The organism is Rahnella sp. RFA10(1/100), assembly GCF_004195115.1.
Taxonomy (GTDB): Bacteria; Pseudomonadota; Gammaproteobacteria; order Enterobacterales; family Enterobacteriaceae; genus Rahnella; species Rahnella perminowiae.
Genome location: NZ_SEWR01000002.1, coordinates 1 through 11,854, shown reverse-complemented (window position 1 = coordinate 11,854; position 11,854 = coordinate 1). Strand labels below are relative to the sequence as shown.

Sequence of the window (11,854 nt, the reverse complement as noted above, 5' to 3'; positions counted from 1 at the left end):
GTCTCCCTACCGGCGCTCAAGAAGGCGGTATCAGGAGAGATACCTGACTTCCCTACGCTGGCATAATCCAGATCAGGTAATACGGGTAAAATCTCAGCCCTGCTTTGCAGCGGGCACCCCGAGTCAAGGGAGCATTATTGGCGGCGGAGGTCAGAAGATCAATCAGCAAATGCGTTAAAAAACCAATCAGTGAAGCTTATTGAACTCATTCCGCTTCACTGGCAGTATCTGGGCACAGACCTGAATAACATACGTTGATGAAAAACTTCCTCAGGAGTCAATGCTTGCCCTCAACAATGACTGTACGCCCTTATCAAGAAGCCGACCGCCCGTTTTTACGTACGCTCTATCTGGCCTCGCGCAAGCACACCTGGACATGGCTGGAAGACGATTTTCAGCTGGAAGATTTTGACCGGGCAGTGCTCGGCGAGACAATACTGGTCGCAGAACGTGACGGACATTTACTGGGATTCGCCTCAATTTTCACTCAGGAAAATTTTTTGCATAACCTGTTTGTTGATCCGCAGTATCAGGGAACCGGTGCAGGTTCGGCATTGCTTCACGCTGCTGAAGAAACCTTTACCCGTCAGGGATCGCTGAAATGTTTAGCCAAGAGTAAAAATGCCGTCGCTTTTTATCTGTCAAAAGGCTGGACCATCATCTCTGCGGGGGACAGCCCAAAAGGTGAATACTATTTATTTCATTCACCAAAGAAATAATTGAGAAGAAAATGATTATCCCGAAAAACCTTATTTTCGTGGTTCTGACGAATATCATTTTTTCTTTGTCGTTAAGAGGTTAAATTCCGCAGCAGTGCTATACATACGATGGCTTCCTTAAAAATTTCGAGGGTATGAATGAAAACAATGAAACTGATGCAGATTGCTGCAGTGACCGGTGCGCTGTTCCTGGCCGGTTGTACCAGCCATATTACCCAGACAGAAAAATACTCCGGTTTTTTAGGTGATTATTCCGGTCTGAAGGAAGTCAAAACTGCATCAGGTAATCCGGTGCTGCGCTGGATAGATCCTGCTTTCAAAAAAGCCAATTATTCTTATATCAAATACGAACCGATTAAATTCTATCCGGAACCTCAGCCAACGGAACAAATCGACAAAGCTACCTTGCAGGGGGTGCTGGATTACGCCAACAGCCGCATGAAACCGGCACTGGCAGAGCGCATGCCACTGACAGATCACGCAGGGCCGCGCACACTGATTTTCAAAGGTGCGATCACCGGTGTGAACACCTCGGCAGAGGGTTTGCAGTTCTATGAAGTCATCCCGGTCGCGCTGGTTATTGCGGGTACTGAAACCGCCACAGGCCATCGTACGCGTGATACTGAAGTTTACTTTGAAGGTGAGCTGATCGATGCCAGCACCGGCAAACCGGTGATTAAAGTCGTGCGTAAAGGCTTCGGTAAGCAGGTTGCCAACGATACTCAGAAAGTCACTGCTAACGATTTAAAAGTTGTAGTAGACAGCCTGGCGAACGATACCAAGCTGTTCAAAGAATAACTCCCGAAACAGCATAACAATGAGGGCAGCCAGAGGGCTGCCTTTTTTGTTTACCGGGAATGATAAACCTTCAGACTGAATCAGCGATAAATTCCCGTAACCACTGATGTGCCGGGTCACGGTGCGCACGTTCATGCCACACCATAAACATGTCAAAACCCGGTACATCAAGCGGGGCTTCGGTTATCTGCAAAGCAGGATTTCCCCGCACTAAACGTTCGGGCAACATCGCCACCAGATCCGTGGTCATCAGCACCTGAAGCACAAACAGGAAATGCGGTACTGACAAGACCACACGCCGCGTTAAACCCGCCGCCGCCAGCGCGGTGTCGGTATACCCATAAAATCCGCCGCCGTCGGGTGAAACCATCACATGCTCCAGCCCGCAGAACTCTGTCAGCGTCACCGGCCCGTTGACGGACGGATGCCCTTTCCGGCTGACCAGCACATAGCGCTCGGCAAACAGGAATCTGCTGTGCAGCCCGTTTATTACCGCATCAGAGGTATGAAACGCCAGGTCCAGTTCACCCTGCTCCATTTTGCGGATAATCCGCGCAGGTGATGTTTCAAAAATAGACAGCCGCGCGGAAGGTGCGGCCATACGCAATGCCCGTAAGGCCGGTAAAACGATAGTGGATTCGCCGTAATCCGCGGCACCCAGAGTCCAGGTAGGGTTCGCCTTTGACGGGTCAAAAACCTCTCCGGCAATGATCGCATTTTCCAGCGCGGCAAGGGCCTGCCGCAGCGGTTCCCGCAATTCGTCCGCACGCGCCGTCGGACGCATTCCCCGCGGCCCCGGCAGCAGCAACGGATCATCAAAAAATTCACGCAACTTAGCGAGCTGAACGCTGACCGAAGGTTGCGAAAGGTTACGGCGCTGCGCAGTTCGCGTGACATTTTGTTCAGCCAGCAAAACATCCAGCGTCAGCAACAAATTGAGATCCAGACGACCGAAATTACTCATCGCTATACCTGCTATATGATCAATTCATTTCAACTATACCTGACGACAACCTACTCTGCCTTTATCCCATTAACGGAGGTTTCGTCATGAATGTATTGATCGTCTATGCTCACCCTGAATCACACTCGCTGAACGGCTCGCTGAAAGATTTTGCGGTCAGCCATTTGCAGGCCGCCGGGCACAATGTGCAGATTTCGGATTTGTATGCCATGCAATGGAAAGCCGTGCTGGATGCAGGAGATAACACCGAACCGTCGCCGGGGCCTTTTCACCCTTCGCAGGATTCTCAGCGCGCTTACAAAAATGGCACGCAAAGCGATGACATCGCCGCCGAGCAGGAAAAATTACAATGGGCGGATACCGTGATTTTCCAGTTCCCGCTGTGGTGGTTTTCAATGCCTGCCATTATGAAAGGCTGGGTTGAACGTGTTTATGCTTATGGATTTGCCTATGGTGTTGGTGAGCATTCCGACACGCACTGGGGCGACCGTTACGGGGAAGGCAAAATGGCCGGAAAACGCGCCATGCTGATGGTCACCACCGGCGGCTGGGAACCCCATTACAGCGCGCGTGGGATTAACGGCCCGATCGACGACCTGTTGTTCCCGATCCACCATGGCATCCTGCATTATCCGGGCTTTACCGTGCTGCCGCCACTGGTGTTCTACCGCACCGGACGCATGGATGAGACCCGCTACGCGCAAATTTGCGGGGAGATGGCTCACCGGCTGGATACAGTTGAAAGCACCACGCCAATTTCATTTCGCCAGCAGAATGGCGGCGATTACGCTATACCGTCACTGATATTGAAACCGGACATTGCGCCGGGGAAAAGCGGGTTTGCGGCGCATCTGAAATAATCCCCTGAGAGCATGCCAGGCATAAAAAAACGCCAGTGGATCTTGCGATCGCACTGGCGTTTTTACGGGCGTTCAGCCTTTATTTTTGCTAAAACATTCCCACTCAATGACAAATAAACATAAATAACACTTACACAACAATAGGTTAAAAACAATCTACTATCAAATACCATTAAAAATACCATACAAAGAAAAAGCACATCAGAGCATGAGCAGCATCGTAGCGGACTGTCAAAGAACCCCGAGCCTTAAGGGCTGCGTTGTACTGTTTCCAGTTGGTAGCTCGATAGCGGGACTTGCGGGGCTGACTCATGCTGCAAGCCTACCGCTTGAAGGGCAACGATTTATGCAATAACGCCTTTTTGAGAAAGATCTAATTGCCAAGGTCCTATGCTACATTTGATTCAAATTGTAAAATAATGGAATAGGTGCAGCATGAGTTTCTTCGATAAATTCTGCGCGGACAAGTTGAAAGATGCGGCTGCAGTTGCCAAAAAGAAGCTTGGTGACGCAGCGGCCAAAAGCGCAGAGGCGGCAACCGCCGCGTCACAAATGGTCAAAGACTTCGATTATCAAGAAGCGCAAGCAACTGCTAAGCGGACTGCGTCAAACATAGCGGACCAGGCGGGCAAAGCTACAACGAAGGCTATCGATACAGTCATGGAACATGACTATGCGGGCACCCGTGACTATCTTGCAGATCAGGCCGTCAAGGCGAGCGATGGCGTTGTGAACATGAAAGACAGTGCCGTCGATGCCGTACAGAATTTCGACCTGAACGAAACAACAGAAGCCGCTATAAAATTTTCCAAGCAATCAGCAAGCAAGCTCAACCTCATGTTCCGCGATACGCTAGAACTGGATAAGACCACGTTCGACATGGTCAACGACGTTAAAAAGCGTCTACCTACCCCAGCAAGCTCCGTGGACGACATCTACGAGCAATGCCGCAAAGAATCAATTCGACGCGCGATTGCTGCTTTTATGCTAGGAGACATCCTAGATGAAAAAAGTGCTGCTAAATATGGCAAGCTGACTGACGACTACGATACCTATCGACACGATAAACATGGCACGTTTGGTGACTACTCCCATGCAAAGCCCTCTGATAAAACGCCGAACGGCACGGTTTTCCGGAATGACTACAACCCAGATGAACCTTTGGTCTATGAACGAGATAAGGCTACTATTGTCTCGGTCGATCACATCACCTCAAGAAAAGAAATCTTCTCTTCTCAGCTGTTGAAAATGGGCCTGACCGATGAACAGTTGGGTAAGGTCGTGAACGACCCCGGCAATCTGAAGTACATGCACCGAAGCATCAACAGCCAAAAGGGTGAGGCTGACCTGTATGACTGGCTGTCCACGAATTCCAAGCCACATCCTACCGATGACGGTAAGTTGATCGTGACGATCAAGGGATCAGGTAAAGAGCATGTCATCGACAAAAAGGCGGTCGATAAAATTTATGCAGAGAGTAAGCAGGTTATCCGCTCTGCAAAAATCCGAGCAGTTAAAGAGATCGGTACCACTGTTGCCCTCACTGGCGCGACCATGGCCGCACAACAGGTCGTGGGCCTGATTGTGGTGGAGACCATTGACGTGTTCCTGGACGAACTGAAACGCATGAAGTTTGTCTCCGAAGAAGGAATTGTTGAGGAGATGAAGCTCAGCAAGAATCGCCTGAGCGCTGAACTCGGCAAGCGTTTTGAAGAACGTCAAATTTGGTCGCGTGCGAAATCGCTGGGCATCGAGGCTGGCGTAGCAGGCGCCTTGAGCGTGATACCTCAGATTCTCATTTCTTTGGTATTGAAGATGCCTTCATTTGTCTATGCGCTGATTCGTGAGAGCACCCTCAGCGTTGTGCGTGCAATCCGTATCGTTACCAGCAATGAGCCAGACAAACTGGTGGCCTTGCAAGTCGTGATTATGGGTGCGGCATCGGCTGTTGTCGGCATTTACGCCCAACGGGTTATTAGCCAAGGCATTGCCGCAGTGCCATTACTGAATAAATTCAACTCACAAGTCTCCTCGGTCCTGTCAGGGGTGATTATCACCGCTGTCCCCTTGGCCGCGATTTACACGTTCGAGCAAAACAAATCAAAGTTGGTGCTAAAATTGGTCGGTCCCAAATAGCAGAAAGCCACTATGCAAAACAAAAAGTCCCGCCAAAACAACTGGCGGGCCTTTTTGTAATCTGAGAGCTCTATGCTGCGGGCATGATGAGTTTGAATATGCCAGCCTCAAGCTGCGCAGGTTCGGATTGGACCATTCGCAGACATTCGTCTGCGAATGGTCTGTCCCCGATAGAGTTCGAGAGACGTATTCCTGTGCCGTCCAGGAAAACCGACCGTACTAACTAAAGATTGTGTCTAATACTAGGGACAGATCAATCAGTCTCACAACGATCCCTAAAGGATTTTTACCATTCTAATCTTTTGAACAATTCCCTTGATGCAGAAATGTTCAACAAAGTATAATTACTGGACGTGGAAAAATAATTGATATGCTATGGATAAAATGAATATTGGATTAACTGAAATATTATCATTTGCTGCATTAATTGTATCGGCATTCAGTATGCTGTATGCAAAAAAGCAAAGTGATTTTGCAAAGAGAAATCATTTTAATGACTATCGTTCTCATTTATCTCAATCTCATTTGGCATATAGAAAAGCACTACTTAAAACACAAAACAAACATAAAAATGATCTTCTTGAATTAAGTAGGCTAGCTGGGGAAACATTAGTAAAAATAGTTAACCATTTCGACCGATATGACACCAATCAACATGCAGAGAGATATCTAAGGCATTTACTGCATGAAAGTTCAGAAATGGTTTTCCGTACATTCCAGGGGCAACTTGCCTGGCAAACTTCAGAAAACATATCACATAGATTTTACCAAATATCTTTTATTGAGGATAATCTCAATCCAGTTAAAAATATATTTGGAGATTGTTCTTTCAGAGAAAAAATAAATTTAAAGTATCATTTAGAACCAAATACATACCTAGAGGCGGATTTAATGAATGATACTTATTTTTGCAATCTGGTTTTAGAGATGAATGCAAGACTTGATCAATCTAAACTACAAGAGTTGATGAGCAACGTTCAAAAAGAAATGATTAACTTCAATACGTTGTACAACAATCTAAAAGCCAATCTTACCATAAGCGCTAAGTACCTTGACGATTTAATCCTTCAGGGAAATAAAGAGCACTTCCAACTGAGAGAATCCCCACAACTTTACTCTGAAATGAAAAGAACAAAAACACAATTGAGAACATTAGGTTATATAAACATGCCTGAGGGCTTAGATAAGTCTTTTAGTGGGAAGCTTTATTTCTCAATATCCAAAAGTATCCATTTATGTGCTCTCCTTCATGCAATACAATGTTTATATTCATGGGGCTGGGACTATGAATAATAAAGTATTCTTAATTTAATACGGGAATTTAAATCTTTCATATTCTTAAAAAGAACACCAATAGATAAAATTTATTGGTGTTCTTTTATCAAGTCAGGCAATTAAAAAATCGCCCCCTCATTCCCACTCAATCGTTGCCGGTGGCTTGCCCGAGATGTCATAAACAACGCGGGAGATGCCGTCGACTTCGTTGATGATGCGGTTGGAGCAGCGGCCGAGGAAATCATACGGCAGGTGCGCCCAGTGCGCGGTCATGAAGTCGATGGTTTCGACTGCGCGCAGAGAGACAACCCAGTCGTATTTACGGCCATCGCCCATCACGCCGACAGAGCGGACCGGCAGAAAGACCGTGAAAGCCTGGCTGACTTTGTTATACAGGTCGGCTTTATGCAGCTCTTCGATAAAGATAGCATCGGCGCGGCGCAGCAGGTCGCAGTACTCTTTCTTCACTTCGCCCAGTACGCGAACGCCCAGCCCCGGCCCCGGGAACGGGTGACGGTAAAGCATGTCGTATGGCAGGCCGAGTTCCAGACCAATTTTACGCACTTCGTCTTTGAACAGCTCTTTCAGCGGCTCAACCAGACCCAGTTTCATCTCTTTCGGCAGACCGCCCACGTTGTGGTGCGATTTGATCACATGCGCTTTGCCGGTGGCAGAGGCCGCAGACTCAATCACGTCAGGGTAAATGGTGCCCTGCGCCAGCCATTTCACTTCATCCTGCTTGCAGGCTTCTTCGTCGAATACTTCAACAAAGACGCGGCCGATGATTTTACGTTTGGCTTCCGGCTCATCCACACCTGCCAGCGCAGACAGGAAACGTTCTTCCGCCGCGACGTGAACGATATTCAGACCGAAACGGTCACCGAACATTTCCAGCACCTGATCCGCTTCGTTCAGACGCAGCAGACCGTTGTCGACGAACACGCAGGTCAGGCGGTCGCCGATGGCGCGGTGCAGCAGCATGGCGGTCACGGAGGAGTCAACACCGCCGGACAGACCGAGGATGACGTGATCGTCGCCGATCTGCACACGAAGACGCTCAACGGCGTCTTCAATGATTTTTGCCGGCGTCCACAGTGCTTCGCACTCGCAGATATCCATGATGAAACGTTCGAGCATACGCAGGCCCTGACGGGTATGCGTCACTTCCGGGTGGAACTGCACACCGTAGAAGCGCTTTTCTTCGTTCGCCATAATGGCAAACGGGCACGTCTCGGTACTGGCAACGGTCACGAAATCAGACGGAATGGCCGTTACTTTATCGCCGTGGCTCATCCAGACATCAAGCAGCGGTTTGTTGTTCTCGCTCAGGGCATCCTGAATGTCGCGGATCAGCGCGCTTTCAGTCTGAACTTCCACCTGCGCATAACCAAATTCGCGCTCGTTAGAACCTTCAACATGGCCGCCTAACTGCATCGCCATGGTTTGCATGCCGTAGCAAACGCCCAGAACCGGTACACCGGCTTCAAAGACGTAGTCTGGTGCACGCGGGCTGTTATGCTCGGTTGTACTTTCCGGGCCGCCGGACAGGATGATCCCGTTCGGGTTGAATTCGCGGATTTGGGCTTCGGTTACGTCCCAGGCCCAGAGTTCGCAATAGACACCCAGTTCACGCACGCGGCGCGCAACAAGCTGGGTGTACTGGGAGCCGAAATCGAGGATCAGGATACGGTGCTTGTGAATATTTTCGCTCATGAGGGGGCGTTTTCCAGAAAGCAATAAAAGCGTTAAAACGGAATATTAATCAGCCCGGAAAATACGGGCTGGATATAAATTTGTAGTGACTCGATCCAGGCGCCCGTGAGGCAAAGCGGAGGCTGGCGAAAAAGCGCAGTTTACATAACGTAAATGAGCATTTTAAGCCAGCTTCCCACGCCGGATCGCCGACGCGCAGCAGCGACTGTGGGATTAAGAACCCATGCGGTAGTTCGGTGACTCTTTAGTAATGGTCACGTCATGCACGTGGCTTTCCTGGATCCCTGCACCGCTGATGCGGACAAACTCAGCCTTGGTGCGCAGGTCGTCGATGGTAGCACAACCGGTCAGCCCCATACAGGAGCGCAGGCCGCCCATTTGCTGGTGGATGATTTCTTTCAGACGGCCTTTATACGCTACGCGACCTTCGATACCTTCAGGTACCAGTTTGTCTGCGGCGTTATCCGTCTGGAAGTAACGGTCAGAAGAGCCTTTGGACATGGCGCCCAGAGACCCCATGCCGCGATAGGATTTGTACGAACGGCCCTGATACAGCTCGATTTCGCCCGGAGATTCTTCCGTACCTGCCAGCATCCCACCCACCATCACGCAGCTTGCGCCTGCCGCGATGGCTTTCGCGATATCGCCGGAGAAGCGGATACCGCCGTCAGCGATGACCGGAATACCGGTGCCTTCCAGCGCTTCAACCGCGTCAGAAACCGCGGTAATCTGCGGAACGCCCACGCCGGTCACAATACGGGTGGTACAAATGGAGCCAGGGCCGATACCGACTTTCACCGCGCTCACGCCCGCTTTAGCCAGTGCCAGCGCACCTGCGCCCGTCGCGACGTTACCGCCGATGATTTGCAGATCCGGATATTTTGCGCGGGTGGCACGGATACGTTCCAGCACGCCTTCGGAATGGCCGTGAGAAGAGTCAATCAGCAATACGTCAACACCGGCAGCCACCAGCGCATCGATACGCTCTTCGTTGCCCGCACCCGCGCCAACCGCAGCACCGACGCGCAGGCTGCCCTGCTCATCTTTACAGGCGTTAGGTTTACGTTCGGCTTTCTGGAAGTCTTTGACGGTGATCATACCGAGCAGATGGAATTGCGCGTCAACCACCAGCGCTTTCTCTACGCGTTTTTCGTGCATTTTCTGCAGCACGACTTCGCGGGCTTCGCCTTCTTTGACCGTCACCAGACGTTCTTTCGGCGTCATGACGGCGGTCACAGGCTGTTCCAGATCGGTCACGAAGCGCACGTCACGACCGGTAATAATACCGACCAGTTCGTTTTCTTCCGTCACGACCGGATAACCGGCAAAACCGTTAATTTCAGTGAGTTCTTTAACCTGACGCAAAGTGGTCGATGGCGTGACAGTTTTAGGGTCAGCAACAACGCCGCTTTCATGCTTCTTCACGCGACGGACTTCTTCCGCCTGACGCTCAATAGACATGTTCTTGTGAATGAATCCAAGGCCGCCTTCCTGCGCAAGAGCAATCGCCAGATTCGCTTCAGTCACGGTATCCATCGCTGCGGACAGCATAGGGATATTCAGACGGATTTTAGCGGTCAGTTGAGTACCGAGGTCGGCAGTGTTAGGCAGAACTGTGGAGTGGGCTGGAACAAGGAGAACGTCGTCGAACGTTAGTGCTTCTTTTGCGATACGTAGCATGGGCAATATCTCACCAAGGTGGATGCGGAAAAGATAAAATATTGCAGCGGGAGTATACAGGTGAGTAGGCATTTCGACCAGAACTATTTCAAAAACTTCTTGATTACCTTTTGCGGGCATGTAGTATCGTTCGATTAAGTCTCTGTATTTGAATTTGATCTGGATCACATGCCACTACCTTCTTCGCCTCCTATTTTTACCGTAAGCCGCCTCAATCAGACGGTCCGACAGTTGCTGGAAAACGAAATGGGTCAGGTCTGGCTCTCCGGTGAAATCTCAAACTTCTCACAGCCTTCCTCTGGCCACTGGTATTTTACGCTCAAAGATGACCGCGCTCAGGTCAAATGTGCCATGTTCCGTAATACCAACCGCCGCACCACATTCCGTCCGCAAAATGGTCAGCAGGTTTTGGTTCGTGCGACCATCACGTTGTACGAACCGCGTGGCGATTATCAGCTGATTGCCGAAAGTATGCAGGAAGCAGGCGACGGTTTATTGCAGCAAAAATTCGATCTGCTGAAACAGCAACTGGCCACCGAAGGTTTGTTTGATGCGCAGTATAAACAACCGCTGCCCTCCCCGGCCAAATGCGTCGGTGTGATCACCTCCGCCAGCGGTGCCGCATTGCACGACGTCTTAAATGTCTTAAAGCGTCGCGACCCGTCGTTACCCGTCATTATTTATCCGACCGCCGTTCAGGGTGCCGATGCCCCGGCGCAAATCGTCCGCGCCATTCAACTGGCTAACGCCCGCGAGGAAGTGGATGTGCTGATTGTCGGACGCGGTGGCGGTTCGCTGGAAGATTTATGGAGCTTTAACGATGAGCGCGTGGCACGGGCGATTTTCGCCAGCCGCATTCCCATCGTCAGCGCCGTTGGCCATGAAACCGACGTCACCATTGCCGATTTTGTTGCGGATTTACGCGCGCCGACACCGTCTGCCGCCGCCGAACTGATCAGCCGGAACCAGCTGGAATTGCTGCGCCAGATCCAGTCGCAGCAGCAGCGTCTCGAAATGGCGATGGATTATTATCTCGCCCAACTGACGCAGCGCTTCACGCGCCTGAATCACCGTCTGCAACAGCAGCACCCGCATTTGCGGCTGGCCCGCCAGCAGACGGCGCTGTTCAGGCTGCGCCGTCGTCTCGATGAAGCCATGCAAAATCAGCTGCGCCAGATGCTGCGTCGCACCGACCGTTTGCAGCAACGCCTGACGCAACAGCAGCCGCAACCGCGCATTCACCGTGCCCAGCAACGGGTTCAGCAACTTCAGTACCGGCTGCAACAGGCGATGTCTTCACAGCTGGCGGAAAGCCGTCAGCGTTTCGGCACTGCCTGTACGCAACTGGAAGGCGTCAGCCCGCTGGCGACCCTGGCACGTGGCTACAGTGTGACCACCACACCACAGGGCGCATTGCTGAAGAAAACCACGCAGACAGCACCGGGCGATACGCTGAAAACCCGTCTGGCCGATGGCTGGATTGAAAGTGAAGTGAAATCGGTTGTGGTGGAAAAGAAAGCGCGGAAACGTGCGGTTTAGCCCGGAGTTGAATTTAAAACCCTCTCCCGGCCTCCCCCGTCGCTGAACTGAACCCCTGAAGTTGGACATCAGAACTACGTCAGGGGAACATATGAGTCCGGTAGGCTACCGGGCTCATACCATCCAGTTTCATTTTGATCCGGTCGCGATTGTAGTACCCGATGTATTCC

Annotated in this window: 10 protein-coding genes and 1 riboswitch; of the genes, 6 read left to right on the top strand and 4 right to left on the bottom strand. The window is 50.8% G+C overall.

The genetic code is table 11. The annotated features are described in order from the left end of the window. Nucleotides 1-32: 32 nt before the first annotated feature. Nucleotides 33-131: riboswitch (TPP riboswitch) on the bottom strand. Nucleotides 132-284: 153 nt separating this feature from the next. Together ETV65_RS06785 and ETV65_RS06780 are read left to right on the top strand one after the other, a co-directional pair. Next, nucleotides 285-719, top strand: a complete 435-nt coding sequence (locus ETV65_RS06785; RefSeq protein WP_129952161.1) for a GNAT family N-acetyltransferase — start codon at nucleotides 285-287, stop codon at nucleotides 717-719. A 138-nt stretch (nucleotides 720-857) separates the two neighbouring features. After that, a complete protein-coding gene (locus tag ETV65_RS06780; RefSeq protein WP_129952160.1) occupies nucleotides 858-1,517 on the top strand; it encodes a DUF3313 domain-containing protein in 660 nt (219 codons plus the stop codon). A 70-nt stretch (nucleotides 1,518-1,587) separates the two neighbouring features. Here the strand turns inward: ETV65_RS06780 and ETV65_RS06775 are convergent, their stop codons facing one another. Continuing rightward, nucleotides 1,588-2,481 carry a LysR family transcriptional regulator gene (locus tag ETV65_RS06775; protein ID WP_129952159.1) on the bottom strand — a complete coding sequence of 298 codons (894 nt, stop codon included), beginning with the start codon at nucleotides 2,479-2,481 and terminating at the stop codon, nucleotides 1,588-1,590. Between the two features lie 86 nt (nucleotides 2,482-2,567). On the opposite strand from ETV65_RS06775, the gene ETV65_RS06770 reads away from it, so the two are divergent. The 3 genes from ETV65_RS06770 (at nucleotide 2,568) to ETV65_RS06760 (ending at nucleotide 6,770) form a co-directional block, all read left to right on the top strand. Continuing rightward, complete coding sequence (locus tag ETV65_RS06770; protein ID WP_129952158.1) at nucleotides 2,568-3,341, top strand: NAD(P)H-dependent oxidoreductase; 774 nt, start codon at nucleotides 2,568-2,570, stop codon at nucleotides 3,339-3,341. A gap of 435 nt (nucleotides 3,342-3,776) precedes the next feature. Continuing rightward, nucleotides 3,777-5,477: a hypothetical protein gene (locus ETV65_RS06765; protein WP_129952157.1), complete on the top strand. Its 1,701-nt coding sequence runs from the start codon at nucleotides 3,777-3,779 to the stop codon at nucleotides 5,475-5,477. A gap of 375 nt (nucleotides 5,478-5,852) precedes the next feature. Further along, a complete protein-coding gene (locus tag ETV65_RS06760; protein ID WP_240782817.1) occupies nucleotides 5,853-6,770 on the top strand; it encodes a hypothetical protein in 918 nt (305 codons plus the stop codon). Between the two features lie 117 nt (nucleotides 6,771-6,887). Here the strand turns inward: ETV65_RS06760 and guaA are convergent, their stop codons facing one another. Both guaA and guaB read right to left on the bottom strand, forming a co-directional pair. Beyond that, nucleotides 6,888-8,465: a glutamine-hydrolyzing GMP synthase gene (gene guaA / locus ETV65_RS06755; protein ID WP_129952156.1), complete on the bottom strand. Its 1,578-nt coding sequence runs from the start codon at nucleotides 8,463-8,465 to the stop codon at nucleotides 6,888-6,890. Nucleotides 8,466-8,678: 213 nt separating this feature from the next. After that, the gene (gene guaB, locus ETV65_RS06750; protein WP_015689478.1) at nucleotides 8,679-10,145 is read right to left on the bottom strand and encodes an IMP dehydrogenase; all 1,467 of its coding nucleotides are present in this window, start codon (nucleotides 10,143-10,145) and stop codon (nucleotides 8,679-8,681) included. 168 nt (nucleotides 10,146-10,313) lie between these two features. Between guaB and xseA the strand changes: the two genes are divergently transcribed. After that, entirely contained in the window at nucleotides 10,314-11,684 is a 1,371-nt protein-coding gene (gene xseA, locus ETV65_RS06745) for an exodeoxyribonuclease VII large subunit (RefSeq protein WP_129952154.1), read from the top strand. Nucleotides 11,685-11,763: 79 nt separating this feature from the next. Here the strand turns inward: xseA and ETV65_RS06740 are convergent. After that, a partial coding sequence (locus tag ETV65_RS06740) for an IS3 family transposase (RefSeq protein ID WP_129952153.1) occupies nucleotides 11,764-11,854 on the bottom strand: 91 nt, incomplete at its 5' end.

Coding starts and splice junctions, on each gene's coding strand:
- ETV65_RS06770 (WP_129952158.1), top strand. CDS start 2,568: ATGAATGTATTGATCGTCTATGCTCACCCTGAATCACACTCGCTGAAC.
- xseA (WP_129952154.1), top strand. CDS start 10,314: ATGCCACTACCTTCTTCGCCTCCTATTTTTACCGTAAGCCGCCTCAAT.
- ETV65_RS06780 (WP_129952160.1), top strand. CDS start 858: ATGAAAACAATGAAACTGATGCAGATTGCTGCAGTGACCGGTGCGCTG.
- ETV65_RS06775 (WP_129952159.1), bottom strand. CDS start 2,481: ATGAGTAATTTCGGTCGTCTGGATCTCAATTTGTTGCTGACGCTGGAT.
- guaB (WP_015689478.1), bottom strand. CDS start 10,145: ATGCTACGTATCGCAAAAGAAGCACTAACGTTCGACGACGTTCTCCTT.
- guaA (WP_129952156.1), bottom strand. CDS start 8,465: ATGAGCGAAAATATTCACAAGCACCGTATCCTGATCCTCGATTTCGGC.
- ETV65_RS06765 (WP_129952157.1), top strand. CDS start 3,777: ATGAGTTTCTTCGATAAATTCTGCGCGGACAAGTTGAAAGATGCGGCT.
- ETV65_RS06760 (WP_240782817.1), top strand. CDS start 5,853: ATGGATAAAATGAATATTGGATTAACTGAAATATTATCATTTGCTGCA.